We start from the raw sequence: 25,471 nt of genomic DNA, 5'->3' as shown, positions 1-25,471 counted from the left end.
TAGGAAACGGCGGGGCGAGTCCCCGCCTTTTCTTTTGGGCAATCGAAAACTTCGGAGATGCGGCTTCGAATGAGCATGTCGGCGGAGGGCGATACGAGGGCGATGCCTACGGCTCGCCCGGTTTCTCGTGGCATGCTGGCTCCATGTGCGGACGAATGACGCGTTACAGCGCGACCAGCGAGCTGGCCATGCGCTATTTCCAGGTACCGGTTGATACGGGTTTCGACGCACCGCGGTACAACGTCGCGCCGGGGACGGAGCTGGAAGGGTTCCGGGCGGGCGACGATGGACGGGCCGCGTTCCAGCCGATGTTCTGGGGCTTTCGTCCGCAACGGGTGGAGGAGGGACCGCGGCCCATCAACGCGCGGGCCGAGAAAGTGGCCACCAGTCCGTATTTCCGCTCGGCGTTCGCCCATCGCCGCTGCATCGTGCTGGCCGATGGCTGGTACGAGTGGCGGCGGACGGAGCAGGGGAAGCAGCCGTATTACATCACTTTGGCTGAAGACGCGCCGCAGGACGTGCTGATGATGGCGGGGATCTGGGAACCCACCGCCGACGGTGGCGCCTGCTGCGCCATCATCACCGAACCCGCATCGGATCGTCTGGCGCACATCCACGAGCGCAAGCCCCTGGTGCTCGATGCATCCTGCCGTTGGGACTGGCTCGACGCGGCACTCACCGAGCGGGAGGCCATCCGGGCACGGACGCAGCGCCTGAATCCCGACGCCCTCCGATATCACCCGGTGTCCACCCGGGTGAACCGGCCCGCCGAGGACGACCCGTCGCTGATCGAAGCGATCGCCTGACGGGCCCCGGCGCCTTTACTCGCGTTCCTCGTCCCGTTCCTGGTCCGCGTCCACCAGCGGATCGCCGCCCAGGTGGTCCCGCAGGGCCTCGTACTGGTTGAGTGCGGCAAGCATCTGCACAAACTCGCTTTCGTGCAGCAGGACCACGCGCGAGCCGTCCTGGATGCGGACGAACTCGGGGTGCAGGACCAGTTCTTCAAAGGCGATTTCGTCGGACATGGGCTCACTCGCTTCCGGAGGCGATTCGGACGGGTATGCACATTCGGCCCGTACATCTCAGGCCATGTTCGCTCGGCCGGGCGACAGAAACGGACGTCCGGATGGGCCACCCTGAAGGGGAAATCCATTCGCCGGGGGTGTCATGGACGTTCTGAAAAGCGGTTGTGCCTTACTGCTCGCTGCGCTGACCGGGTGTGCCGTGCCGTCGCCGCCCGAGCGGGACTACCCCTCACCCGGGCAGCCGCTGATCCGGGATGCTGACGGCCGCATCACCGGCTACATCGACGAGCAGCCTCCGGGCCCGACCTACATCCGCGGTGCGGACGGTCGGATCCTGGGCACGGTGGAGGAGGGCCCGGGTTCCGCGCCGACGCGGATTCGCGATACGGACGGGCGCATTCGGTATGAAGTCGATGAGCTACGTTGATGGGGCGTGCCCCTGCTTCGGTGTTCGAGCGTCGAATCTTTGCGCCGGTGATGACCGGCTGGCAGGCTCCACTGTGAGAGGGACAACAGACGGGCAGGGGGTGGACGGGAAATGACCCAGGGCAACGGAATGCGCGCGACGTTGCAGCGGCGGATGCTGCTGCTGGGCATGGTGCCTCGACAGCCCCGCCGGGTGAGTGCACCGGAACTGGTCGAACGCCTGCAGGCGCGGGGACTGGATACGACCCTGCGAACCATCGAACGGGACCTGGAATCGCTTTCGGCGTTTCTGCCGTTGGGACGCGACGAGCGGGACCGTCCGTATGGCTGGTACTGGCTGGCCGACGCCCCGCTGCAGGATGTGCCCGCGCTCGATCCCGAGACAGCACTCACCCTGCAGATCCTGGATGCTAACGCAGCGCGCCTGCTGCCGCCGTCCGCCCGGGAACGGCTGGCGCCGCAGGTTGCGCGGGCGCGGGAGGTGCTGGAAGCCACGGGTCAGTCGTCCGGCCTGAGTCTGTGGCCGGAGCGGGTGCGCATTCTTCCCAACGGTCCGCCACTGGATCCGCCGCCGATCCCGGAAGGCGTTTTCGCGACCGTGCAACAGGGCCTGCTGGAACGCTGCTGCCTCGACATCACCTACCGCTCGCGCTCGAAGGAGCGGGTGCGAGACCACCGCATTCACCCTCTGGCGCTGGTGTTCCGCGAGCCGGTCACCTACCTCCTGGCTACGATCGAACCGCATCAGGACGTGCTGCATCTCGCCGCACATCGGATCGAGGCCGCGGCGCTGACCGAGGTGCCGGCGCGCGATCCGGACGCCGGCTTTGATCTCGACCAGTTCATTGAGGAGGGCGTGTTCGATTATCCCGAGGGCGACACCATTCGCCTGGAACTCTGGGTGAGTCCGGCGCTGGCTTACCACCTGCACGAGGCTCGCCTGTCGGAGGATCAGACCATTGAGCCCGAAGGGGACGGCGAGTGCTCCCGGGTTACCGCCACCGTCCGGGACACCGCACGCCTGAAGTGGTGGCTGCTGGGGTTGGGTGCCAGTGTCGAGGTCCTGGAACCGAGGGCACTACGGGACGCGATGATTCAGGAACTGGAATCTGCGAGGATGGCTTATAGAACCACAAGAGGGGGGAGGGAATAGGGTGAGCATCACGCGAATGGCAGTGGTCCTGTTGGGCGGCTTTCTGGTGGCTGGATGTACCACCACGCCGGTCACGCTGGATCCGGCTTCAAGCCCCGAATCGGAATCGGTCGGCGAGGCCAACGTCGAGATGGGGGGGGTCACCGATAGTCGGCAGCACGGGGCGAACTGGTTGGGCGCGATTCGGGGCGGTTTCGGGAATCCATTGCAGACGCTCGAGACCGAAGATCCGGTATCCGATGTGGTCCGCGGCCAGTTCATTATGGGGCTGGAGCAGCGCGGCATGCTGGCGGAGGAAGGAAAGGGTGATTTCGTCATGGAGGTCGATATCGAACACCTGGATTCCAACCAGGTGATGCGGCGTGAGGCGCACTCCCGACTGAATGTCACGGTGTTGGAGCCCGGTTCCCGGCAGATCGCCCACGAGAATTCGGTTCGTGCGAGCAATGTCGAGGGCGGTGCGGGTGGCGGCGTCTTTGCGTCCATCGAGAAGCTGGAAGAGATCCTGACGAGGACCCTGTGGGAGACCATCGACGAGGCCCTGGACGATGAGCGACTGCATCAGGCCATCGCTGCCGGCCCTTCGGAAAGTCAGACATCGAGCGAGCTGGAAGCGGATATAGAGGCCCTTCGGCGGCTCCGAGACCGTGGCGTGATCACGGAAGGCGAGTAGAATGAGCGCGTATTCAATCTGGTCGAGTGACCTCCGTACCTGCGTCCGTGGGTCCGGTAAGGAAAGTTACCTAGTGCAGCAGTCGATCAATGTCCTTCGCTCCGATTTCGCCAACACCTTACAAACGTTAGTAAACGCACGACGCGATTCGCAAGTCTGACGGCCTCCGGACGACACAGTTACCATGAGTTGGAAGACCGGCCCCGGCGCCGCCCAAATCCATATAATCAAGGCGACTCCTCAGAATCAATCTCGCCATGCAATGCGACACGATGCCGCCCGTCGCAGCTCTCTCACGAAGAGCAGGCCAGGCCATAAATAATTTCCAACCGATCACGTGAAGTAGGTGCACCATAAATATGAAGATGTTAAGAAGTTTACTCGAGATAACATCTCCTCTGTGAATTGAAAGCGGCTCCGGCCCGCTTTTTATCTGCGACAGTATTATTACATCGAGGACTGAATGCAGACTCAGGAAGCTTCGCAACTAATCCAATCGCTGGGCGTTATAACCTCTCTGCCTGGCATTGCTGTGATCTCGGGCGCTATCATTCTCTGGGCCGTGATCGCTACGTTCCGGTTTACAAGCCGAATTGACCCGTTAACCCAAGATTTTCGTGCATCTATCAAGGTGCTCGAGGGTGCGTGGGGGCAGGCCGAATTCGCTCAAAATTTCTTTGATATCGATGAAGCATTCCGAAGGAGCACATTGCTGCGGCATGCTTGGTCGGAATTCTGCGAAACCCTGATATTTCCTGATGATCCCGATGCAACTTCTGATCAGCCTATAATCAAAAATACAGCCCCTCCCGACAGCTACTTTAACCGCCAAAACCTTCTTGAGCCCAGAGTCAATCTTCGTATCTATAATGCTCTTCCCAATTTGCTGACTGGTACGGGTATCCTCGGCACCTTTGTAGGGCTCGTTATCGGTATTGGCCAGGCCAGTCATGGCTTGGCTGCCGACGATGTGAGCCAGGCGCAACACGCACTATCGGCTTTGCTAAGTGGTGCTGCCTTGGCGTTCATCACCTCAATCGTAGGGCTTGTGTCTTCCATCGCATTTTCTTCGTGGGAGAAACGAAAAGTTCATCAGTTTGATCAGCTCTGCAGTGAATGGGTGGAAGCCCTTGATTTCCGGCTCGGCAGGGTGACTCAGGAAAGTATCACTGAGGAGTCCCTAAGGGAGTTAAGGCAGCAGCGTGCGGCGTTGCAGGCATTCGGTAATGATCTGGCTTTCCAGATCTCCGAGGCGCTCGATGAGCGTGTTACATCGAAATTGGCACCGCTCATGGATCGTGTCGCACTAGAGCTTAAACAGATGCGTCAAGATCAGAAACGCACGGCCGATGACACCCTAGAGCGTCTCATCCAAAAGTTTTCCGATTCCATTAGCTCCGCTGCGGGCCGCGAAATGGAAGCCTTCGCTAGCACGGTACAAGGATTGAACGATAGCCTAGAAAGGCAAATCAAGACCATGTCGTCAAGCCACCAGGAAATGCAGGAAGCGTCGCAACGCACCATTGAACAGCTATCCGACACCCTCAGCGATAGTAGCAAGCAAATACAGGAAGACCTGTCTAGCGTGGTCAACGATCTCGTTACCGAGGTCGGTGAGACTGTTGCCCAAATGACTCGCGAGCTTCGCGCCGCGACTGAGACGACCACCCAGAATATGAACCAAATAGTGGAGCGGTTCGACGATTCCGTTGCAAAACTACGTCGCGCAATTGCAGACATTCGTGAGACGACTACTCATTCTCACGATCTCAAGGAAAAGATGGGAGAGCTTCTCGCCTCCGTAGAGGCGGCCCACGTTGCGCTCGCCAAAATCAAAGAACCCTTCGAACAGGCGGGCCAAACTTTCGTCGAGACTGGAAACCGTGTGGCAAACGCGGCTTCCGGTATTGATAGTGCGTCGGCGCAGATTTCAGAGGCAACAAATCGACTTTCAGGCGCGCAGCAGACCACGACCGAAACATGGAAAGCTTATGAGCAACGATTCAAGGATATCGATGCTTCGCTGGAAAAGGTCTTCAAGGAGTTGGAGCAGGGCCTGTCAGAGTATCAAGAATCCACCAATCGCTACGTGCAGGGCCTCGATGAACACGCCGCGCGTGTGGTGGAGAAGCTTGCAGGTGCTGTGCGCCAGCTCGAGGAAGCAATCGAAGAATTCGGAACTGTCAATGTTGAACAAAGATGACTGATCTAGCGACTAGTAACCGGGTTGCCGATGACGGCGCCAGTTATCTGATGTCCGTGTCGGACATAATGACAGGGTTGCTGTTCGTTTTCGTGATTACCTTAATGGCGTTTGTCATTAATTTTCAACTCGCGCAAGGGGAGGCTCAGGCTGAATACGACAGCTTGAGGGAAGAGCAGGAGACATTGGAGGAGACGCAGCGCGAGCTTGAGAAAGAGCGGGATGATTTGCGAGCAGACCAGCGAGATCTCCAGTCGTTGGTAAGTGCCTATAGTGGGAGAGAGGACTTGCGTGAACGCCTCCTTGATGAGTTGCAGAGTGCTTTGCTCCAGGAAGAGATTCAGGTGACTGTCGACTACGATCATGGTGTTTTGCGCCTGGATGAGCGTGCGATTGAATACGAAAGTGGTTCTGCATCCTTAGGAGATCGTGCACGCGATAATGCTGTGACTATCGCGGAGATCTTGGCCGAGATCGTTCCTTGCTACACCGATATTGGGCGACAAGAGGCTATTGAGCATGGCTGCGAGACAGAAACATTGGGCACATTGGAGGCGAGCTTCATAGAGGGACATACCGATAATGTGCCAATGATCCGAGATGGAATCGACCAGAACTGGGAGTTATCCGCCAATCGCGCCATACGTGCATACAGGGAATTTGTCGATGTCGCTCCAATATTGGGAGATGTGACAAACCAAAGCGGACAAAGAGTCTTAAGTGTTGCAGGATACGGAGCCTCTCGCCCATTACCGGGTAGGGAGTATGACACGCCCACGCCCGACCAGCAGAACCGTCGGATTGATCTTCGCTTCATCATGGAGTCGCCTCGGACGGACGATTCCGAGGTGAGGGACGCGCTGCGTGAGGGCATCGTTGAATGAGTTCTGGTCTCAAAAGCCGGTTCCTCCAGATTCGCGTGCCAGCACCTCCGACATTTCACCGGGGCGAGCCGCACCTGAAGAAGGCAGAGGCTCAGATTGAGCGGCAGTTCCTCGGGAGCCCGGTAACCGTTCCACCAAGCGACGATCTACAGGAGGTCGGGAGAGTTCTCTGGGCGGCTTTCCATGATGGTGATACAAGGATCGTTGAACGGCCTCGACAATTGAGATTGAGTCCGTGGGCGGTCTTTGGGGAGTTTCATCCGGACGGGGGGGCTCTCGCTTCAAGCCCTCGCTTCCTTGAATGGTACGTGAAATTATTGGCGGCCAAGGGAACCAGACGAACGTTCCCTAATGCCGGGAACGCGTACCTATATAACTACGATCCGAATTGTGTGAAGCTGAACGAATTGAGCGAGGCCGTTGTTGCTGGTTTGCGGTCGGCGCAGTCGTTTCGCGCCAATGCCCTGCTTTCACTGCACGAAGAGTTCGGAGTGTTGGGTCGCGAGGGGCATCGGCGAGTGGCTGACGCGTACGGACAATCTGAAATGAATGGGAGTGCGTTCCTAGAGGAGCTGGGGCTCGCGGGGGCTCTTAGACAGTCGAATTTCGTTTACTATGTTTTCGCGGAAGTCGGAAAGGGCATTAGACACGATTTACAGAAAGAGACGCTGGGTGTTTCTGAATTAGTCCGGCGATTGAGTTTAGGGTTCGGGTCGGAGGTTCACGCATCCGAATTTTTGTTCCCTAATTTGTTACCGTTTTTGGCTGACGCACTGCTGGAGCCTTTTGAAAGACGTGATCCGGATAATCCGATGCAGGATGCGATTAAAAGGTTTTTGTTGCAGCAATTAGGCGATATTCGCCTCAAACCCATAAGATGGAATAGAGTTGGCGCTGTCGCTCAATCTGTCATGCGTCGATGGTTGGTCGAGACCACGCTGGACGGCTTTTTCCATTTGATTAGTGACCAGGTCCAGCGTGGCGAATCCGGTGCTGATCGGCAATGGCGATATCGAAATGCCTTCTGGGGCGCCTATCTTCGCGAGGGGCATATTACCGATGCCTGGGTTGTTCTTGGCTGGAAACTCAGGCAGGAGGCACAGAGCAGGCTCAATCTGCCGCGCGGTTCATTTGCAAACCTTGAAAGCGGAGAAAGTGTACGTAGCGACCACGCAGTGCTGATTCTGCGTGTTGCGAATCTAGTTGTGACCGAATGGAACCACACTGCTAAGGTGCGCGTCTGGCATGAGGGTTCGGAGTCTGTTCCGCGTTTTTACAAGTCAAGCTATTATCGATCGCAAATGGTCTCCGGTGCGGACTTTGAACAGCGGCATCACGCCGCTGAGTATGGCACCTGGCAATATCAGCTAGAACGGTACATTCGCGGGGAGACTGGGATTCGGTTCTCGGTGAGGGACTTGATGCCATATGACTGAGCAGGGCAACTGGATAAAGCGCGAAGGGGGATTTGTGCTGTCGCCCCGTGAGCATGCAGGCGAGACCATTGCCGGTGCTCTTATCAACGAAGGACTAGCGATCGAACAGGCGGATGGTTTGTTTGTCAGTGATGAGAGGGTTGCGGGACTTGCACCGTGGGAATTGCGTGCCCTCGGACTACCCGAATCCAGCCCTTTTCGGCTGGAAATTCGAGGAGAGGGGTTGATTGCAAGTAGTAGTTTCAAGCTCAAGTCGCGGTTGCTCCGCCATGATGGAAAACCGGTAATGGGCGGACAGAAAGATGGCGCGCTCCTGAAGACGGGCTCGCGGCATTACGTTTTGCTCGATCCAATGTACAGCATTCTCCAGGCAATCGATGAATATGAGGATCTATCGCCCTCTGACATGGATGGTCGTTTTGCCCGTTGGGCGGCCATTAAGGCAATGTTGCCAGAAGATTCCGTGGTCGATCAGCAACTCCAGACGATACAACTCGTTAGGGCGGACTGTTTTACGTTAGATGTAAGAGAGGATGCAAGTTTCGATCCTATCCTCCTGAGCCGCGCAGGGGGCGCTGACCAAGATGGGCGGCGTGGTGAACTGGAAGAAGCTTTGCCAGAGACACGCCAAGGCATTTTCGCGGAGCGCTTCCGACGAATTTCAGATGCAAGTGGCCATTATGCTTTGGGGGCTGGGTGGTATGTCGTGGTGCCAGAAACGACTAGGCGAGCCCTTTCGGTGGTGCGTCAAATGCAAGAGCAATCCGCTACTTCGCGTCGGGCATTCATCGCCAATCCGCACGCTGCTTTGCGGGATGAACTGAGCGGCGAATTCGACGAGGGGACGCTAGAAGGGCTTTTCGTTGAGCAACCTCGATTTCTTAGTGGCCGGGTAGCGTGTCTGGGAGAGTGGCATCCTAAACTGTGTGCATACGTTTCGAATTTGGGGGCGGAATGGCTTCCACAGGAAAGTGATGGATTCACCAGTGAGCAAAGGGTTGGTGTTCTCCTCGGTGATCAATTCGTATCCCTAGATCTGGATGACGCTCCGAACCTCTATAGTGAGATGGAAGCGGCGCTTGCCAGTGGTCGAGACTCGATTGAATACCAAGGGATCCATCTGCCGGCGAATGAAAGCAACCTTGAAACTCTTGGCCGGTTTGTGACCAGTAAGTCGAAAGGTGCCGCACGAGACGCCCGGGAGGATGAGTCGAGCGAGGAGGAAGCGGATCGGGAATTGGTGCCTATACTTATCGATAATCTGGAAGAGTTGGGTTATACGGTAAAACGAATTCGCCGGACGGGGCAGGCGGGAGGGATACCCGGTGCGCTGGAGACGAAAGGTCTGTATCCGCATCAGAGGGATGGTTTGTACTGGCTCCAGAAAGCGTGGGGGGAGGGTGTTCCAGGCGTTCTGCTAGCCGATGATATGGGACTAGGTAAAACGTTGCAGATGCTAGCGTTCCTCGCCTGGGTGCAAGAACAAATGGATTCGGGGGATTATCCGAGAAAGCCGTTTTTGCTCGTGGCTCCGACAGGCCTACTGAGAAACTGGCAGGGTGAGCAAGAGAGACATTTGGTCCGGCCAGGTTTAGGCCAGCCTATTGAAGCGTTCGGCAGCGGGCTTCGAGAATTAGAAACAGAAGGGCTGCGTCGGCGGTCTCAACGCCTGCAGGAAGCCGACTGGGTCCTCACTACATATGAAACGCTTCGAGACCGGATCCACACCTTTCTTCCGGTGGATTGGGCCGTGGTAGGGTTTGACGAAGCGCAAAAAATCAAGAATCCGGAATCTCGGATGACCGAGATGTCGAAATCTCTCCAGTCGGACTTTGTGGTGACCATAACCGGGACGCCCGTAGAAAACAGTCTTTCCGATCTTTGGTCTCTGATGGATGCGTCGCATGCCGGTCTATTGGGGTCGCTTAGAGAGTTCAGGGAACGCTATCAGAAGCCGGCTGAAGAGGAAGGGGATACCGGGCAGGCGAGAGCGCTTCGTGCTCTGCTTGAAGAAGAAGTCGACCCTCCAGCGATTTTGAGGCGATCGAAGGACGATCACCTTGCTGGGCTGCCTGAAAAAAGCGCGTATGAGCTTCGTGAAGTGATGCCCCCACGACAGGCGGAAGCGTACTCAGTCGCATTGCATAAGGGACTGCAGGGGCGTGGAACCCCCGGCGCCGTACTCGAAGCGATCCAGCAGCTCCGGAAGATCTCGTTACTTGCGGACAATTTAGATGAGACGGGATTGACCGAGGATATTGTGAACGGTTCCGCGCGTCTGCGGGCTACTATGCGAGCTTTGGACGCGATTCACGAGCAAGGAGAAAAAGCGCTGGTCTTTGTCGAATTTCTTGACCTGCAGTCCGCTCTTATCCCGTATCTGGAGGAGCGGTATCGTTTGCCGGACCCACCCCTGCGGATCAATGGCCGGATTGGAGGGAAAGACAGGCAGCGTGCAGTGAATGCGTTTCAGAGTCGCCCTGAAGGGGAGTTCGATGTGATGCTCCTCTCACCTAAAGCGGGTGGCGTCGGACTGACCCTTACGGCCGCTAATCATGTCATACATTTGTCGCGTTGGTGGAATCCGGCGGTAGAGGACCAATGTACGGATCGTGTTTACCGGATTGGTCAGGAGCGGGAGGTGCATATATACTATCCGATGGCATTGCATCCTGATTTGGGTGATCGGAGTTTTGATGTGACCTTGCACCATCTTCTAGAGCGGAAACGGGGCCTTAGCCATCAAGTGATGGCCCCGTCGCAAGTCACTCAAGATGATCTCGCGGATCTCTGGAAAGAGTCTGCGCATGGCGCGTAGGGGTGGAGATTGGCTACCCGGCGGGGGAGGGTTGGTGTTAAAGAGTAGGTCGCCGATTTCGGGAGAGGTGCGGTTCACTTCGAGTGAAAAGCCGATGTGCTTGGGAAGGATCGCTTGTGTCGCATGAATACCTGAAAGAAAGGCAGCGAGCGGAGCGAGATCGGCATGCTGAAGGAATCGCCCTGCGGATTCACCGTGCGCTGAGTTGGCTCAAGCGGTCGGAGATGTGCGATGACGAGGACGGACGTTTCATCTTCCTGTGGATCGCGTTCAATGCCGCGTACGCTAACGACTTCGGGGAGCAGCGCGTCGGGGAGAGCCGGCTATTGCGGGAATTCCTGCATCGTTTGAGTGACCTGGATGGCGGGAGGCGGCTGTACGACCTGGTCTGGCGGCAGTATTCCGAATCCATCCGTCTCTTGCTGAACAACCAATATGTGTTTCAGACCTATTGGGATTGCCAGAATCGTGTGGAAGGAAGTGAGGATTGGCAGGAACGGTTCGCCGCAGCTCGGCGAGCCGCGCACGCGGCACTCGCGCAACAGGATACCGGCACCGTTCTCGCGATCGTGTTCCAGCGTCTTTATACGCTCAGAAACCAGCTCGTTCATGGTGGGGCGACCTGGGGTAGCTCGGTGAACCGCGAGCAGCTCCGGGATGCCAATCGGATCATGGGGGACCTGGTTCCGGCGGTCATTGAGATCATGCTGGATAATGCGCAGGAGCATTGGGGGGATGCCTGTTATCCCGTTCATTGAACCTGGGGTCCATCGTCGCCCTTGCCCGAGGATAGGTTCGCGTCTGACCAGTACTGGACTGGCCTCAAACTGATCGCTCGACCGAACATGTTGTCGGGGCAGCGCATGTTTCGTGATAACGCTCGCGCCAGTGGCCGAACGCCCGCATTCGGTGGGATCGGATCTATGCAGTGTTCCCGCGGTGGGCAAGCGACACCGCCACGGACTCGGGGAGATGAGGGTGCTGACAATCGAAGAGCGTTATCGGGGCGCGATGCTGGGTCTGGCCTGCGGCGATGCGCTGGGCACCACACTGGAGTTTCGCGAGCCGGGAAGCTTTGAACCCATCACCGACATGGTGGGAGGCGGGCCGTTCGGGCTGCAACCGGGGCAGTGGACCGACGACACCTCGATGGCCATCGCGCTGGCGGAGAGCCTGGTCGAGTGCCGAGGCTTCGATGCGCACGATCAGATGGACCGTTACGTCCGCTGGTGGCGCGAAGGCTATGCCAGCAGTACGGGGCGGTGCTTCGACATCGGGAACACGGTGAGCGCAGCGCTTGCGCGGTACGAAGACTCCGGCAATCCGTTGAGTGGTTCGGAGGATCCCGGAGCGGCGGGTAACGGCTCGCTCATGCGCCTGGTTCCGGTCCCGCTGGCCTACCGCCGTACCCCGGCCCGGGCCCATGAAACCGCCCGTGTGAGTTCCCGGACCACGCACGCGGCTGCGGAATGTCTCGATGCCTGTCGTCTGTGGACGGCTTATATCCTTGCCGTTCTGGAAGGGGCGGAACGAGCCGAGGTGCTGGAGCGGCCCTGGCAGGCGCTCCCCGGCTTCGGTCCGGGCGATGAGCTGGAACCGGCCGTCCAGGCCATCGCCGAGGGCTCCTTTCGCCATCGGGATCCACCGCAGATCCGGGGGACGGGTTATGTGGTCGAGAGTCTGGAGGCGGCCCTGTGGGCCTTTGACCGCAGTGGGGGTTTCCGCGAGGGGACGCTGCTGGCGGCCAATCTGGGCCACGACGCCGACACCACCGCCGCGATCTACGGGCAATTGGCGGGGGCGTACTACGGGGAGGCAGGGATCCCGGCGCAGTGGCGTGCCCGGCTCAGCCAGTACGACCGGCTGGCCGGTCTGGGCGATGCTTTGTTGCGCCTTTCTGGTGGAACTCCCTCGGGGCCTTGCGAGACGGGTGATCCGTCGGCAGTGGATCGTCCGGGGCTGTCGCAAGACGGTTGGTTTCGATCATCAGCGACGGATGATCGCTGAGATCATCCAACGGATCCCCTTGTCGGTGAAGTGTCGCGATCATCTTCATGGGCTCGCTAACGCGGGAGGGTCACCGGGTGAGCTGCCCTTAGTTGTTCGAGACCAGGGTGCGTGTGTGGGCCCAGCCTTTCATTGGCCCTCCATTTCGGCTGCCGTGCCCGTCTCCGGGACGATGGTCGATGGGCGATCCCATGCGGTGGTTCATTCGGTCGGGTGCGGGCCGTCGGTTTCCAGACGGTTGCGGCCGTTGGCTTTCGCCCTGGACAGGGCTTGATCGGCTCGGTGCAGGGTTGCTTCAAAGCCCTCCCCGTGTTCCAGCGTCGCCGCCCCGACAGAAACCGTGATGGTGAACACGGGGGACGTTTCATCGATCTCCACGGAGGCGATCGCCTCCACGATCCGGTGTCCCAGACGGGTCGCCCCCACCCGATCGGTTTCCGGCAGCAGGATCACGAACTCTTCCCCTCCGATACGGCCGAGACGATCGTTGGTGCGCAGGAGCTCGGCGCAGGTGCGTGTGAAGCGCCGCAGGGCCTCGTCCCCCCGGGCGTGCCCGAAGCGGGAGTTGATGCTCTTGAAATGGTCGATGTCCAGAATGAGCAGGGACAGCGGGTGCCCGTAGCGACGGGCGCGTTCTACTTCCTCGTGGGCCTTTTGGAACAGGGCGCGTCGGTTGGCGATTCCGGTCAGCGGATCGGTTTCGGCCGCCTGGCGCCAGTACTGCTCGAGTTGTTTTCGGGGAGTGATATTGACGGCCACCCACAGTACGACGGGCTTGGGGTGATCGTAACTGGGCAACGGGAGGATGCGGCCCTCGAAATACTGTTTACTCGGATCGGCGGCTTTTTCCCGGATTTCGGGCGGTAGGGCCGTCACGTCCTCGACTCCCAGTTCGTACTCCAGGAACTGCATTTCTCCCGTCCGAAGGGCCTCCCGGACCACCCCCAAAAAATGATTGGCAATGCTTTCGGGGAGAGCGTCCTGGAGGGTCGAGCCTTCCAGCGGCTTGCCGCTGACATACATGGCTTCGTTCGTCCCGCCGATGACCCGAACGTAAAGCCCGTCTTCATCGATCACGAACGAGATGTCGGGCAGCGCACGAAGCAGGCCGAGGAGCTGGTCGCGTTCGGCCTTCAGCTGCTCGATCAGGGTCGTCTGGTCAGACCGCGGTGTCTCGTCCATGGGGCTTCTCGGCGACGTGGTCGTGGCCTTTTCGATCACCGACTTTGCGAGCCGTCTTCTTCGTTCTCAGGAGTCTCTTCATCGTTCGGCCGATGAAGGACGTCAAAGCCAGCGGCGGCCTGGCTGTCGCTGCGCCTTTGCATGTTCTCCCGTCGCTTGCGGAGTTCTTCTTCTTCCTCTTCGCGCTCGTCGGCGTCGCGTCTTGCGTCGGTCACGTGAAGTTCCTTTCGTATGGGGGATATCAAAGCCGTTCGCTGCATCGTCGGCCATGAGGGTGCAGGTTGCAATCGCCGGAAATGCGCAGGTCTCGAACCGGGCGACAGGTTTAGTCGCCCGAGCGAACCGGAAGGGCGTTGCGGGCTTTGTTGGCGGAATAAAAGTGGGTAGGGTTCCACTGGACCCGCCAGCGGGCCTCACGGAGGTGGCAGGGACATGACGGCGTACGGGTACCGGGGGGAGCGAATCTCGACGGAGTGGCTCGCGCAGCTCAGCCAGCATGACCCGACTCGGGGGCGGCGATGCGCTTCACCAGCGCTCGAACGCCAATCCATCGGGGATCCTCGCCATCGAATCAACGGAGCGCACTGAATGAACGCCGTTCGGACCACTACCAGTCATCCGCTGGAGATCGCCGAGATCACGTTGCCGGAGGGCGGCACCATCGGTATCACCCTCTGTCCGGGCAAGCAGCAGGCTCATGCGATGACGGGCGCCTGGGCCCGCGATCTGGAGTCGGATCTGGACCGAATCCGGGCGTGGGGCGCGGCCGGCGTCGTGACCCTGACAACGCTGGAAGAACTGCACGACCTGGGCGTGCCCCGGCTCGGGGAGGCCGTCAGCGAGACCGGGGTGACCTGGTACCACCTGCCCATCCCGGACATGGCCGCTCCCGACCGTCAGTGGGATGACCGCTGGCAGGCGGTGGCCCCGGAGATGCATCGAGCACTCTATGCAGGCGGGCGCCTGCTCGTGCACTGCAAGGGCGGTCTGGGACGGGCGGGTACGGTAGCCGCCCGTCTCCTGATCGATCGAGGCATGGCCCCGGATGCGGCGGTGGCTGCTGTCCGCCAGGCTCGGCGAGGCGCCATCGAGTCGAGCGAGCAGGAGCGCTATCTGCGAATGGTGCCGCCGGGGCAATACGCCGATGGAGTGGCCAGAGCTTCTCGCCAGGGAGGAGTTGAGTGAATCCAGCCTGGCTTGTCTGGCCGGCCTGACCGGCGGCCATAGCGGTTGCCGAGGCACATCTCCCCGGAAGGCGCTACCCGTTACGGCGCTTCTCCGGACAAATCCTCCATCGGGTCCAGGCACACCCCGCAGTTCACGGCGGTGTCGGGGCGCGCCCAGACGCGGGCGCCGCAGCTCGGGCAGGTGAGCCGCACGCGGGGATCCGGGCGCGGCTGCGGCGGGCCGAAGACCGCCGGTTTTTCGGGATCCTCCGGGTGGGCAAGGGTTTCGGCCGGGGCGGGTGTGCTGGCCACCGCCAGGCCCTGTTCGGCCAGCGCGTCCTGCACCTGCGCGACCGATTCGGGCGAGGTCGGCGCGTGGCGGTCGAACCAGGGCAGGGCAAATCCGCTGGCGAGCAGATCCGCGCAGGCAAGGGCGAACGGCCCGTCGGGCCGGATGTAGTGGGTGACCCGGCGCCCGGTCTGCTTGCCGTCCGGCAGTCCGGTGTCGCTGGGCACCAGTCCGATGGCCTCCATCTTCTGCGCCCACTCGCGGTTGTGATGGTTTGAGCGGCTCGGCTTGCCGAAGCATTCCTGCCAGTGGTGAACCATCTCGTGCACCAGCGTGGAGAGCGCGACCTCCGGCGGGTTCAGCGTGAAGTACCCCGGATGCACGCCCAGCTCGTGGATGATGGTGCCGTCTGCGGAGATGAACCGCTCCGCGTGGTGGTAACCCCACTGGCGCCGGGAACTGCGCAGCGTGATCAGGCAGGGCGGCAGCGCGTTGTCGAACAGCCGTTCGTTGAAGTGATCGAACGCCTGCTGAAGGGCCGAGTACATGGAGAGGGTGGGGGAGTCGGTCATGGCGTGCACCCGCGGTTTGAGACTCGGGCGCCGATTGTACAGGGCCTCATTTGTCACAAATCCCGTCACAAAAGCTTGGACCCGCCCTTCGTCCCGGCCGGGTGAGCAAGAATGGTTCGGGGGGGTCGTCGAGGCGAATCAGCCGGCTCCCGTGCTGTCGCGCGCGAATCTGCATGGACTTGGAGGGCGCGGGCGCTGATCATTCATGTGGTAGAGTTGCTGGGCGTCACGGGCCTCGTCGCGACCGTTGTGCCGCAGATTCTTGGATTGCAACACCAGCAGCCGATTTGCATGCACTTCCACCACGGCCAGCTCATTTTGGGCCCGTCCGTACCGCCCCAGATGCCGACTACGCCCATGGCCATGCCATCGACACCATCATCGAACAGGCGATGCTAGACATATTTTATCTCCCGGGCGATCACTAGCTCCCGCGTTACCAACTCCTCCAGCTCTGGGTCTGAATTCTCAGAGTAACTGCAACGACTGAACCTCAAGGCGCGGCAATCCCATCCGGTGTCTAGCCGTATGAACCGGCCGACCGAAGCCGACTGTACGCTGATTGCAGCGATCGCCAAAGGGTTCGCCCCGGTCTCATTCAGTCTGCGTATCCACCAGCGGATCGCCGCCCAGGTATTCGCGCAGGGCTTCGTACTGGTTAAGCGCCGCAAGCATCTGCATGAACTCGCTTTCCCGCAGCAGGACCACGCGCGAGCCATCCGCGATGCGGACGAACTCGGGGTGCAAGGTGAGCCCATCTACGGGGTCCTGCGTGTCGGACGTCGTGTTCTTCGGGGGCATATGCGGTGCCTCAGTCCGCGGGCGGCTGCGGTTCATCCGGACCGGCCGAGGTGTCGTCCGTCTCAAGACGGTTGCGGCCATTTTCCTTCGCCCTGGAAAGGGCAGCGTCGGCGCGGCGAAGAGCCTCCTCGAACCCCTCGCCCTGGTCCAAAGAAGCCGTCCCCGCCGAAACGGTCAGGGTGGGGGCGATGGGGGTGTCGGCGACAGTAATGGACCGGGTTTGCTCCACGACTCTTTTCCCCAAGCTGGCCGCGCCGGAAAGGTCCGTGTCCGGGAGCAGGATCACGAACTCTTCGCCTCCAATCCGCCCCAGACAGTCGTTGGTGCGCAGCAGCTCTGCGCAGGCCTGCGTGAAGCACCGCAGTGCTTCATCCCCCCGCGCATGTCCGAAGCGGGTGTTGATGCTCTTGAAGTGGTCGATGTCCATGATGAGAAGCGACAGCGGGTGTCCGTAGCGGCGGGCGCGCTCGACTTCCGAGTGGGCGCGTTCGAACAGAGCACGCCGGTTGGCGATCCCGGTCAGGGGGTCGGTCTCTGCCGCCTCGCGCCAGTACTGCTCGAGCTGTTTGCGCGGTGTGATGTTGACCGCGACCCACAGGACCACGGGCTTGGGGTGGTCGTAACCGGGCAGGGGCAGGACACGGCCTTCAAAACACTGTTCGATTCCATCCTGCGTGGCTTCACGAGCCGAGGGCGTGAGAACGGCCACATCGTCGACGCGGAGCTGGTACTCCAGGGTCTGCATGTCGCCGGTCCGCAGGGCGGTTCGGATCGCCTCGAGACACGCTTCGGCGACGGCCGGGGGCAGCGCTTCGGTGACGCTGCGTCCCTCCAGTCCCTTGCCGCTCACGTACATGGCTTCGTTCGCCCCGCCGTTGACCCGAACGTACAGCCCGTCCTCGTCGATCACGAACGAGATGTCGGGCAAGGCCTTGAGCAGGGTGAGGAGCTGATCGCGCTCGGTCCTCAGGCGCTGGATCAAATGATCCGGGTTCGATCGCGAGATGTCGTCCATGTGTTCTCTCCATATCCACGGGCCGTCAGGCCCCGGTCCGTTCGAAGGGGTGTGGGCTCAGGCGAAGCCCGCCGCGCGGCGTCCGGCCCCGGGCTTGATGCGCTGCTCGGCCGCCAGGGCCTCGGCCAGGGCCTCCTGGGTCAGGTCGCCGGTACCCTGCCGGCGGGTATGCGCTCGCACGACCGTCGCGAAATCGCCGGGTGTGAGGTCCTCGAGCCTTTGGATGGTTGCGCGGGCGGATTCCGTGGCGCAGCCATCGCTGGCATCGACCGGCTGCAGCCGTTCCACCAGTCGCTCGAACAGCCGTACCCGCTGCGCCATGGTCAGCGGACGGAGTTCCAGTTTGTGGTCGAACCGTCGCAGGGCGGCCGGATCCAGCGCTTCCAGGAAATTCGTGGCGCACACCAGGATCCCGCTGAATGCCTCGATCTGGACCAGCAGTTCGTTGGTGCGGGTCGTCTCCCAGGAGTGGCGGGCGCTGGAACGGTCGGTCAGGAAACTGTCGGCTTCGTCCAGCAGCAACACCGCGCCTTCCCGTCGCGCTTCGCGAAAGGCCCGTGCGAGGTTCTTCTCGGTCTGGCCCACGTAGGGGGAGATCAACTCGGAAGCGGTCCGCTTGCGTAGGGGGCGGTCCGCCCGTTGTGCCAGGTGATGGGCCAGCGCGGTCTTGCCGGTCCCCGGAGGACCGTGGGCCAGCAGGGAGCCGGAGCCCGCGAGGACCAGATCCTCCAGGACCGAATCGACGTCCCCCTCCGTGTTGAGGTTCTCGAGACCGTATTCCAGCTCGGCGTACGCCCGGGGCATCGCAAGCGGAGGCCGGCCCTGTAGTTCGGCCTGCTCGGACAGATGGTCGGAGATGACGGATTCCGCCGATTCGCCATGGGCGGCCTGATCCAGCAGGCGTGCGACCCGCGCGGAGCGCTGGATCTCGGCCGGGGTAAGGCCCTCGATGCCGGCCATGTGGTCCAGCCATTCGTCACTGACCTCCAGCCCCTCGCAGGCGCGCGCCATCAGGGCGCGGCGGACCGAGCGCGGGGGATGACCGACCTCCAGGGTGAAATCGAAGCGCCGCAGATAGGCCGGATCCAGTTGCTCCGGGTGGTTCGTGATCCAGATCGCCGGGACCGGGTTATCCTCAAGCATCTGGTTGGTCCAGGCCTTCCCGCCGGTTCGGGGTCCCCGCCGGGTGTTGCCGAACAGGGCGGCCAGCGGATCCTGCCCGAAAACGTCTTCGATCTCGTCGAAGGCGACAAGGGAGCGGGGAGCCCGCCTCAGGAGATACTGGCAGAGCTGATAGGCCCGCTGCCGGTGCGGCGCGTCCATCGGTGTGCCATCGGGGGTCTCGTGATTGACCTCGCGGCCTTCCAGCCCGAGCTCCTGTGCGAGGCGCCGCACGAGCTGCGTCTTTCCGGTGCCGGGTGGCCCGTAGAGCAGGATATTGACCCCCGGAACGTTCTGCGAAGCGGCCTGGCCGAGCAGGGCCCGCAGCCGTGCCAGCGGCTGCTCCAGGTGGGCCAGGGCCATCTGATCCCCCTCCGGCTCGGGCATCGGGCGGAAAAACGCGCTGAAGACCGGCTCGGCCGACTCCATCCGCCCGACCAGTTCCGACGCCAGATCGCCGAGCAGGTCGAAACCGAGCTGGTTCGACATCAGCATGCCGCGGCCCTCGGTCTCGACGAGGCCGGAACGCACCAGCGTGTTCCGAGGCGACAGGGCTTCCCGGACCTCACGCAGTGAACGGCCCAGGGCGACCGCCACGATTTCCTCCGCGGTCAGGTCCACCGCGTCGCGCACGCTGGACAGCAACGAGGCGAAAGGATGATGTGAGGCATTCAGTGCCAGGATCTGCAGGACCTCGCGTTCGCATTCCGAAAGGCCCAGGGGCTCCCCGAAAAGGCGGACGTTACGGGCGATTGGGTGATCCCGCTGCAATGGGCCTGCCTGCTGTTCGACCGCGTCGGCCCGCTCGATGACCGCCTCCACCCGTTCCGTGTCGTCCCAGATGTCTCCGTCGTGGTCCACGCCCAGCGCCTGAAGCATGTCGTCATCCAGCGAACGCAGGAGCGTCCCGGTCAGGTCCATGGGCAGGGCATGGCGCAGGACACGCAGAGCCCAGAGGGCCCGGATGCCTCCAAGGTTGCCGGGCAGCTCCCCCCGGCGGGCGGAGCGGAAAGACTTGCGTGAGCGGCGGCGTTTGCTGACGGGCATGGCCTGGACTCCTCGACGAATGGAGCTCCAGCCTTGCACAGGCAGGCGACGGTTTTTGACGTGTGCTCGTCGCGCGGCTCACCGGGTGATCGGGCGCGGCTCCCGTACTGCCGCCAAGCCTTGCCCATGTTCCGGGCATAACGGACGATGGTTACTCCGCAACATGAGGAGGGCGCTGGTGCCAGGAGCGGCGGGATGACGGGGGTACGCCCGAACACGATGCGATCTGCGCTGCTGATTATGGCGGCTGCAGGCGTGCTCGGGGGGAGCGTTCAGCTCCTCCCGGTCCTGCCATGCTGGCTGGCGATCCTGCCGATGGCCGCGGTGGCCGGCGTGATCGGGCACGGGCTGTTCGAGTTCCGAAAGACGCGTCGGCGGGCCTGGGCGCGGCAGTATCTGCGAGAGGATGGAGCCCTCGCCCGGTGGGTTCGGCCCGGGTTGCTGATGCGCCTGGTCAGTGCCGGGGTTGGATTTTTCCTCGCGATTCTGTTGCTGGTCCAGCTTCATCGCTGGGCGAGCCCTCAATGGGTCCTTCTTGCGCTCAATATCCCGGTGTTCCTGTTTCTGGCCGTACGGGCCCGACGATGGCTGGAGCCGGAGGTTCTTCCCCAATGGCTCGAGCCACTCTCGAGGGTGCTGGCTGTGCGTCTGAACGTCGCGATCCTGACGCCTTTCCTCGTGATTCTGGATCTCATTTCCGAGCAGACGTACTACCGCAGCGAGCCCTACGAACGCGTTCTGGAAACGGTGGCGGCTTCGCCCGGTTGGAACTGTCATCTACTGGACCCCGTCCTGCGGGCCATGGTCTACGTTACGGAACTGAGCTACTGGGCCATGCAGAACCTGGTGGGGAGCGTCGAGACAGGAGGGGCATGGGTGCTGGTGGCCTGGATCCTGCTCTTCCTGGCCAGCCTGGGTGCGGCCTGGGCGTGGTCGCGGCTGTTGATGGGACTGTGTTACTTCGCAGAAGGAAGGTAGAGGATGGATGAGCGGGAATGGGAAGAAGGCGGCACGACGGAGAAGCATGACTCCGCCGGCGCCGAAACGGAGTCGGAATCCCCCGAGGAACCGACGGCGCCGACGGAGGACGATGCTCGAAGCCGGAGAATCAGTCTTGTCCTGGGGGCCTTCTTCGCGGTGATCGCTGTTGGTTTTCTGGCCCTCGTGGTGCCAGGCATCGACGAGGCCCTGGAATCGAAGACCCTGACGGTGGTCGTCGGTGGGGCGGCCTGGGAAATCGAAGGCGAAGAAGCGGTCGATCGGGTGCGCGCGAAAGCCAGCACGAGCCTTGAATCCGAGCAGGCCCGGATTCGACGGGTCCTGCAGCATGAGTACCACACCGGCGTGGACTGGGCCTTCGAGGCAGCAATCGATCAGGTTCCGGCGTTCGTTGATGAATACCACTCGTTCGGCGGCTGGGCTACACGAATGTCGCTGCCTTTCTTTGGTGATCTCGACGAGTATCTGGATGAACAGGCGCAGACCTTGTTGGAGGAAGAATCCCGGATCCAGGAACACCTGGATCGGGCGGACCGGCATCTCCGGGAACAGGTGCTGCCCGCAGAAATCGCGAAATCGGGAGCACGCCTGACGCACCACCTTGCGGACGTACTGGATCGGGAACCGTCGGCCACCCGCGTCGATGAACAGGTCGAAGCCGACGTTGAGTTGTCGGGACTGTCGGCGCAGCTTGAGCAGTGGGTCAGTGAGGACCTCGAACGGCTTTCGCAGAGCGGTGCTTGGGTATCCGGTAAAACCTTAGTAGCCACGTCCGCTGCGGGTGCCCTGCCCCTGAGCCGGCGCGTGCTGAAGCGCTCCTCGACGGTACAGGCATCGCGTGCCGGGGGTATCAGGGCGTTTGTGGACATCCTGAAGAAACCTGCACAGCGTGTATTCGCACAAACGGGCCTTGCCACTCTTGCCACTGCCAAGAGCGGTCCGATGATGGGCGTGGTAGGTGGCACAACCTTTGTGCTCGCGACGGGCGCCGAGGGTGTGCAAGTTTATAGGCAGGAGCAGGTGAGGGCCGCGGAACTCACTCAGGAACTGGAATGGGCGCTGCTCGCGGAACGGGAGGTCGTGAAATGCCGGGCGAACGAGTCATTGGATGGATATCTGGATGCCGTTCTCGATGCATGGAGCGAGCAGGTGGGGGAGCATTCGCGGGTTTCGACGGACACCGCTTCATTCCGAATCTTTGGTGGTTCGTGAAGGAGTTCGTGGACTGCGGGCGGGCGAATCAGGGCTGATCCCGCGTTTGCTCCTAATCGAGCATCGATTGGCGTTTCGGGTGGTGCTCGATAACGGCGGTGCCAACCCGGAGTTCCACACGGTCGTCAGGCAGCATCCGGGTAACGGGGAGCTCGGAATTTCGCAGTCGACGATCCAGGCGACAGGAATGGACGCCTGAATGGGTGAGGATGTGCTGACCACATTCATCAGGGGTGCGTGATGGATTATCCGAGCGCCTGTCTTGCTGTCCTGCTCGGCGTCGCATTGTCCGGCTGTGCCGTCGCGCCGACATTTGGGAGTAACGTCCCTTCGCCGGGGCAGCCGCTGATCCGTGATGCCGACGGGCGCATCACCGGCTACATCGACGAGCAGCCGCCGGGGCCCACCTACATCCGCGGTGCGGACGGCCGGATCCGTGGCACCGTGGAGGAGGGGGCCGGCTCGGCGCCGACGCGGGTTCGCGATACGGACGGGCGCATTCGGTATGAAATCGATCGCGCGCGCTGAAGGCGCGTGCCTGGGCCCCGGAGTGCTGGCGTCGCGTCTTTGCACGGACGATCACCGGCTGGCAGTCTCCACCATGAGCCGGCGTGCACAGGGACAGGGGATGGACGGGAGATGACCCAGGGCAACGGAATGCGCGCGACGTTGCAGCGGCGGATGCTGCTGCTGGGCATGGTGCCTCGACAGCCCCGCCGGGTGAGTGCGCCGGAACTGGTCGAGCGTCTCCAGGCGCGGGGACTGGATACGACCCTGCGGACCATTGAGCGGGATCTCGAGGCGCTGTCGGCGTTTCTGCCGTTGGGACGCGACGAGCGGGACCGTCCGTATGGCTGGTACTGGCTGGCTGACGCCCCGCTGCAGGACATGCCTGCCCTGGATCCCGAGACGGCGCTCACCCTGCAGATCCTGGATGCTCACGCAGCGCGCCTGCTGCCTCCGTCCGCCCGGGAACGGCTGGCGCCGCAGGTCGCCCGTGCGCGGGAGGTGCTGGAAGCCACGGGTCAGTCGTCCGGCCTGAGTCTGTGGCCCGAGCGGGTGCGTATCCTCCACAACGGTCCGCCCCTGGATCCGCCGGCCATCCCGGAAGGCGTCTTCGCGACCGTGCAACAGGGCCTGCTGGAACGCCGCTGCCTCGACATCACCTACCGCTCGCGCTCGAAGGAGCGGGTGCGAGACCACCGCATTCACCCTCTGGCGCTGGTGTTCCGCGAGCCGGTCACCTACCTCCTGGCTACGATCGAACCGCATCAGGACGTGCTGCATCTCGCGGCGCACCGGATCGAGGCTGCGGCCCTGACCGAGGTGCCGGCGCGCGATCCGGACGCCGGCTTTGATCTCGACCAGTTCATCGAGCAGGGCGCATTCGATTACCCCGAAGGCGAAACCATTCGCATCGAACTCCGGGTGAATCCGGCGCTCGCTTACCACCTGCACGAAGCGCGCCTGTCCGAGGATCAGACCATCGAGCCCGAAAGGAACGGCGAGTGCTCCCGGGTTACCGCCACCGTCCGGGACACCGCCCGCCTGAAGTGGTGGCTGCTGGGGTTGGGTGCCAGTGTCGAGGTCCTGGAACCGAGGCCATTGCGGGACGCGATGATCCAGGAACTGGAATCTGCGAGGATGGCTTATGGAACCACAAGAGGGGGGAGGGAATAGGGTGAGCATCACGCGAATGGCAGTGGTCCTGTTGGGCGGCTTTATGGTGGCTGGATGTACCACCACACCGGTCACGCTGGATCCGGCTTCAAGCCCCGAATCGGAATCGGTCGGTGAGGCCAACGTGGAGATGGGGCCCGTCACGGATAGCCGGCAGCACGGGGCGAACTGGTTGGGCGCGATTCGGGGCGGTTTCGGCAATCCATTGCAGACGCTCGAGACCGAAGAGCCGGTATCCGATGTGGTCCGCGACCAGTTCATTACGGGGCTGGAACAGCGCGGCATGCTGGCGGAGGAAGGAGAGGGTGACTTCGTCATGGAGGTCGACATCGAACACCTGGATTCCAACCAGGTGATGCGGCGTGAGGCGCACTCCCGACTGAATGTCACACTGTTGGAGCCCGGTTCCCGGCAGATCGCCCACGAGAATTCGGTTCGTGCGAGCAATGTCGAGGGCGGTGCGGGTGGCGGCGTCTTTGCGTCCATCGAGAAGCTGGAAGAGATCCTGACGCGGACCCTGTGGGAGACCATCGACGAGGCCCTGGACGATGAGCGACTGCATCAGGCCATCGCTGCCGGCCCTTCGGAAAGTCAGACATCGAGCGAGCTGGAAGCGGATATCGAGGCCCTTCGGCGGTTTCGAGACCGCGGCGTGATCACGGAAGAAGAGTACAACGAGCGCGTACTGCAGTTGGTGGACTGAATTGCGGATAACAGACCATCCGGCGCTACGGCAACTTGATGCGTGCGGTTTGGTGACTCGGAGAGTGTTCGAATGAACATCTGGGTGGCTGTCACGGACATGGATTGGTTGCAGACGCTCCGGTCGCGGCAACCGGAGGAGGTGAACTTCTGGCAGCCAGGCGGGGGGCGGCGGATCCGCAGACTTCACCCGGGCGATCTGTTTCTGTTCAAGCTGCACAGCCCTCACAACGCTATTGCTGGCGGCGGCTTCTTCGTACGCAGCACTTCGTTACCGGTCCGACTCGCTTGGGAGGCATTCGGACCGATGAACGGCGTGGATTCCTTATCAGAGTTCCGGAAGAGGATCGCCCACTATCGACGAAGAAAAACGGTCGGGACCACAGAGATTGGCTGCAACATCCTGGCGCACCCGTTTTTCTTCGAGGAGTACGACTGGATTCCGCAACCCAAAAGCTGGAGCAAGAACATCGTTACGGCGAAGACGTACGACGGCACTGAGGGCGAGGGGGCCGAGCTCTACCAGCAGGTTGCCATGCGGTTGAGCAATCAGGAGTTGTTGCCCCCGGGTGGACATGTGCAGGAGGGTGGCGATGACCGATGGGGGAACGCGTTTCTGGCTCGTGCCCGTCTTGGGCAGGGGGCATTCCGGGTGTTGGTGACTGATGCCTACGACCGGCGTTGTGCCGTCACGGGCGAGCGCACGCTGCCCACGCTCGAGGCGGCACATATCAGGCCCTATGCCGAGCATGGCCCGCACCAGGTGTCGAACGGTCTGCTTCTGCGCTCCGACTGGCATCGACTGTTTGATGATGGCTATGTAACCGTGACGCCCGATCACCACATTGAGGTGAGCCCACGCATTCGCGAGGAATACGAGAACGGGCGGGAGTATTACCGACATCACGGCGAGCGCCTGGCATGCGTGCCAGAAACGGTCTGGCAGCGTCCGGACCCGGAGTTTATCCGTTGGCACAACGAACAGGTGTACCGCGGCTGAGGGCGCGGCCCTGGTCCGTG

The 25,471-nt window shown here is 61.7% G+C and carries 24 protein-coding genes; 17 read left to right on the top strand and 7 right to left on the bottom strand.

Going from position 1 to position 25,471, the window contains the following annotated elements; translation table 11 throughout:
* Positions 1–155 precede the first annotated feature (155 nt).
* Positions 156–806, top strand: a complete 651-nt coding sequence (locus F788_RS0104690) for an SOS response-associated peptidase (RefSeq protein ID WP_019589422.1) — start codon at positions 156–158, stop codon at positions 804–806.
* Between the two features lie 15 nt (positions 807–821).
* Here the strand turns inward: F788_RS0104690 and F788_RS0104685 are convergent, their stop codons facing one another.
* Positions 822–1,025, bottom strand: coding sequence for a hypothetical protein (locus tag F788_RS0104685; RefSeq protein ID WP_019589421.1), 204 nt, complete (start codon positions 1,023–1,025; stop codon positions 822–824).
* A 142-nt stretch (positions 1,026–1,167) separates the two neighbouring features.
* On the opposite strand from F788_RS0104685, the gene F788_RS0104680 reads away from it, so the two are divergent.
* The 9 genes from F788_RS0104680 to F788_RS0104640 all read left to right on the top strand — a co-directional run bounded on the left by F788_RS0104680 (position 1,168) and on the right by F788_RS0104640 (position 12,625).
* Positions 1,168–1,452, top strand: a complete 285-nt coding sequence (locus tag F788_RS0104680) for a hypothetical protein (RefSeq protein WP_019589420.1) — start codon at positions 1,168–1,170, stop codon at positions 1,450–1,452.
* 111 nt (positions 1,453–1,563) lie between these two features.
* Positions 1,564–2,604 carry a YafY family protein gene (locus F788_RS0104675; RefSeq protein ID WP_026332707.1) on the top strand — a complete coding sequence of 347 codons (1,041 nt, stop codon included), beginning with the start codon at positions 1,564–1,566 and terminating at the stop codon, positions 2,602–2,604.
* Between the two features lie 16 nt (positions 2,605–2,620).
* Positions 2,621–3,277, top strand: a complete 657-nt coding sequence (locus F788_RS0104670) for a YajG family lipoprotein (RefSeq protein WP_019589418.1) — start codon at positions 2,621–2,623, stop codon at positions 3,275–3,277.
* Positions 3,278–3,740: 463 nt separating this feature from the next.
* Entirely contained in the window at positions 3,741–5,480 is a 1,740-nt protein-coding gene (gene zorA / locus F788_RS13905) for an anti-phage ZorAB system protein ZorA (RefSeq protein WP_155984429.1), read from the top strand.
* On the top strand, positions 5,477–6,364 hold the full coding sequence (locus F788_RS13605; RefSeq protein ID WP_019589416.1) for an OmpA family protein: 888 nt from the start codon (positions 5,477–5,479) through the stop codon (positions 6,362–6,364). Before zorA ends, F788_RS13605 begins: the two co-directional genes overlap by 4 nt.
* 392 nt (positions 6,365–6,756) lie before the next feature.
* On the top strand, positions 6,757–7,800 hold the full coding sequence (locus F788_RS13600) for an EH signature domain-containing protein (protein WP_231372021.1): 1,044 nt from the start codon (positions 6,757–6,759) through the stop codon (positions 7,798–7,800).
* On the top strand, positions 7,793–10,618 hold the full coding sequence (locus tag F788_RS13900) for a DEAD/DEAH box helicase (RefSeq protein ID WP_155984428.1): 2,826 nt from the start codon (positions 7,793–7,795) through the stop codon (positions 10,616–10,618). The genes F788_RS13600 and F788_RS13900 overlap by 8 nt, the downstream gene beginning before the upstream one ends.
* Before the next feature lie 116 nt (positions 10,619–10,734).
* Positions 10,735–11,376 (top strand): HEPN domain-containing protein, encoded by a 642-nt coding sequence (locus F788_RS0104645; RefSeq protein WP_019592855.1) that lies wholly within the window; start codon positions 10,735–10,737, stop codon positions 11,374–11,376.
* A gap of 214 nt (positions 11,377–11,590) precedes the next feature.
* A complete protein-coding gene (locus F788_RS0104640) occupies positions 11,591–12,625 on the top strand; it encodes an ADP-ribosylglycohydrolase family protein (RefSeq protein WP_019592854.1) in 1,035 nt (344 codons plus the stop codon).
* Between the two features lie 201 nt (positions 12,626–12,826).
* On the opposite strand, the gene F788_RS0104635 is transcribed toward F788_RS0104640, so the two are convergent.
* Positions 12,827–13,807: a sensor domain-containing diguanylate cyclase gene (locus F788_RS0104635; RefSeq protein ID WP_019589411.1), complete on the bottom strand. Its 981-nt coding sequence runs from the start codon at positions 13,805–13,807 to the stop codon at positions 12,827–12,829.
* Positions 13,808–13,842: 35 nt separating this feature from the next.
* On the bottom strand, positions 13,843–14,022 hold the full coding sequence (locus tag F788_RS14030) for a hypothetical protein (protein ID WP_196800559.1): 180 nt from the start codon (positions 14,020–14,022) through the stop codon (positions 13,843–13,845).
* A 373-nt stretch (positions 14,023–14,395) separates the two neighbouring features.
* Between F788_RS14030 and F788_RS0104625 the strand changes: the two genes are divergently transcribed.
* Positions 14,396–14,992, top strand: a complete 597-nt coding sequence (locus F788_RS0104625; protein WP_019589410.1) for a cyclin-dependent kinase inhibitor 3 family protein — start codon at positions 14,396–14,398, stop codon at positions 14,990–14,992.
* An 80-nt stretch (positions 14,993–15,072) separates the two neighbouring features.
* Here F788_RS0104625 and F788_RS0104620 read toward each other — a convergent pair whose 3' ends face one another.
* The 4 genes from F788_RS0104620 to F788_RS0104605 form a co-directional block, all read right to left on the bottom strand.
* Positions 15,073–15,834, bottom strand: a complete 762-nt coding sequence (locus F788_RS0104620) for a SprT-like domain-containing protein (protein ID WP_019589409.1) — start codon at positions 15,832–15,834, stop codon at positions 15,073–15,075.
* 594 nt (positions 15,835–16,428) lie between these two features.
* A complete protein-coding gene (locus F788_RS0104615) occupies positions 16,429–16,635 on the bottom strand; it encodes a hypothetical protein (RefSeq protein WP_019589408.1) in 207 nt (68 codons plus the stop codon).
* A gap of 10 nt (positions 16,636–16,645) precedes the next feature.
* A complete protein-coding gene (locus F788_RS0104610; RefSeq protein WP_019589407.1) occupies positions 16,646–17,650 on the bottom strand; it encodes a sensor domain-containing diguanylate cyclase in 1,005 nt (334 codons plus the stop codon).
* A 57-nt stretch (positions 17,651–17,707) separates the two neighbouring features.
* A complete protein-coding gene (locus F788_RS0104605; RefSeq protein ID WP_019589406.1) occupies positions 17,708–19,858 on the bottom strand; it encodes an ATP-binding protein in 2,151 nt (716 codons plus the stop codon).
* Between the two features lie 195 nt (positions 19,859–20,053).
* Between F788_RS0104605 and F788_RS0104600 the strand changes: the two genes are divergently transcribed.
* From F788_RS0104600 to F788_RS0104570, 6 genes are all read left to right on the top strand, one after another.
* Entirely contained in the window at positions 20,054–20,836 is a 783-nt protein-coding gene (locus tag F788_RS0104600; protein WP_019589405.1) for a hypothetical protein, read from the top strand.
* Between the two features lie 3 nt (positions 20,837–20,839).
* Entirely contained in the window at positions 20,840–22,069 is a 1,230-nt protein-coding gene (locus tag F788_RS0104595; protein WP_019589404.1) for a hypothetical protein, read from the top strand.
* Positions 22,070–22,309: 240 nt separating this feature from the next.
* Positions 22,310–22,597, top strand: coding sequence for a hypothetical protein (locus F788_RS0104585; RefSeq protein ID WP_019589402.1), 288 nt, complete (start codon positions 22,310–22,312; stop codon positions 22,595–22,597).
* 111 nt (positions 22,598–22,708) lie between these two features.
* The gene (locus tag F788_RS0104580; RefSeq protein WP_026332706.1) at positions 22,709–23,749 is read left to right on the top strand and encodes a YafY family protein; all 1,041 of its coding nucleotides are present in this window, start codon (positions 22,709–22,711) and stop codon (positions 23,747–23,749) included.
* Positions 23,750–23,765: 16 nt separating this feature from the next.
* Positions 23,766–24,452, top strand: a complete 687-nt coding sequence (locus F788_RS0104575) for a YajG family lipoprotein (RefSeq protein ID WP_019589400.1) — start codon at positions 23,766–23,768, stop codon at positions 24,450–24,452.
* A gap of 72 nt (positions 24,453–24,524) precedes the next feature.
* Positions 24,525–25,451, top strand: coding sequence for an HNH endonuclease (locus F788_RS0104570; RefSeq protein WP_019589399.1), 927 nt, complete (start codon positions 24,525–24,527; stop codon positions 25,449–25,451).
* Positions 25,452–25,471: the final 20 nt, after the last annotated feature.

It is taken from the genome of Thioalkalivibrio sp. ALE10 (genome assembly GCF_000381385.1).
GTDB lineage: Bacteria > Pseudomonadota > Gammaproteobacteria > Ectothiorhodospirales > Ectothiorhodospiraceae > Thioalkalivibrio.
This window is presented reverse-complemented; position numbering and strand designations above follow the sequence as displayed.

What these genes read in the sequence shown, in the direction of transcription:
- F788_RS0104685 (WP_019589421.1), bottom strand. Translation starts at nt 1,025, where the DNA reads ATGTCCGACGAAATCGCCTTTGAAGAACTGGTCCTGCACCCCGAGTTC.
- zorA (WP_155984429.1), top strand. Translation starts at nt 3,741, where the DNA reads ATGCAGACTCAGGAAGCTTCGCAACTAATCCAATCGCTGGGCGTTATA.
- F788_RS0104620 (WP_019589409.1), bottom strand. Translation starts at nt 15,834, where the DNA reads ATGACCGACTCCCCCACCCTCTCCATGTACTCGGCCCTTCAGCAGGCG.
- F788_RS0104595 (WP_019589404.1), top strand. Translation starts at nt 20,840, where the DNA reads ATGGATGAGCGGGAATGGGAAGAAGGCGGCACGACGGAGAAGCATGAC.
- F788_RS0104570 (WP_019589399.1), top strand. Translation starts at nt 24,525, where the DNA reads ATGAACATCTGGGTGGCTGTCACGGACATGGATTGGTTGCAGACGCTC.
- F788_RS0104680 (WP_019589420.1), top strand. Translation starts at nt 1,168, where the DNA reads ATGGACGTTCTGAAAAGCGGTTGTGCCTTACTGCTCGCTGCGCTGACC.
- F788_RS0104605 (WP_019589406.1), bottom strand. Translation starts at nt 19,858, where the DNA reads ATGCCCGTCAGCAAACGCCGCCGCTCACGCAAGTCTTTCCGCTCCGCC.
- F788_RS13605 (WP_019589416.1), top strand. Translation starts at nt 5,477, where the DNA reads ATGACTGATCTAGCGACTAGTAACCGGGTTGCCGATGACGGCGCCAGT.
- F788_RS0104575 (WP_019589400.1), top strand. Translation starts at nt 23,766, where the DNA reads ATGGCAGTGGTCCTGTTGGGCGGCTTTATGGTGGCTGGATGTACCACC.
- F788_RS0104675 (WP_026332707.1), top strand. Translation starts at nt 1,564, where the DNA reads ATGACCCAGGGCAACGGAATGCGCGCGACGTTGCAGCGGCGGATGCTG.
- F788_RS0104625 (WP_019589410.1), top strand. Translation starts at nt 14,396, where the DNA reads ATGAACGCCGTTCGGACCACTACCAGTCATCCGCTGGAGATCGCCGAG.
- F788_RS0104600 (WP_019589405.1), top strand. Translation starts at nt 20,054, where the DNA reads ATGACGGGGGTACGCCCGAACACGATGCGATCTGCGCTGCTGATTATG.
- F788_RS0104640 (WP_019592854.1), top strand. Translation starts at nt 11,591, where the DNA reads ATGAGGGTGCTGACAATCGAAGAGCGTTATCGGGGCGCGATGCTGGGT.
- F788_RS13900 (WP_155984428.1), top strand. Translation starts at nt 7,793, where the DNA reads ATGACTGAGCAGGGCAACTGGATAAAGCGCGAAGGGGGATTTGTGCTG.
- F788_RS0104690 (WP_019589422.1), top strand. Translation starts at nt 156, where the DNA reads ATGACGCGTTACAGCGCGACCAGCGAGCTGGCCATGCGCTATTTCCAG.
- F788_RS0104610 (WP_019589407.1), bottom strand. Translation starts at nt 17,650, where the DNA reads ATGGACGACATCTCGCGATCGAACCCGGATCATTTGATCCAGCGCCTG.
- F788_RS0104580 (WP_026332706.1), top strand. Translation starts at nt 22,709, where the DNA reads ATGACCCAGGGCAACGGAATGCGCGCGACGTTGCAGCGGCGGATGCTG.
- F788_RS0104635 (WP_019589411.1), bottom strand. Translation starts at nt 13,807, where the DNA reads ATGGACGAGACACCGCGGTCTGACCAGACGACCCTGATCGAGCAGCTG.
- F788_RS0104670 (WP_019589418.1), top strand. Translation starts at nt 2,621, where the DNA reads ATGGCAGTGGTCCTGTTGGGCGGCTTTCTGGTGGCTGGATGTACCACC.
- F788_RS0104615 (WP_019589408.1), bottom strand. Translation starts at nt 16,635, where the DNA reads ATGCCCCCGAAGAACACGACGTCCGACACGCAGGACCCCGTAGATGGG.
- F788_RS0104585 (WP_019589402.1), top strand. Translation starts at nt 22,310, where the DNA reads ATGGATTATCCGAGCGCCTGTCTTGCTGTCCTGCTCGGCGTCGCATTG.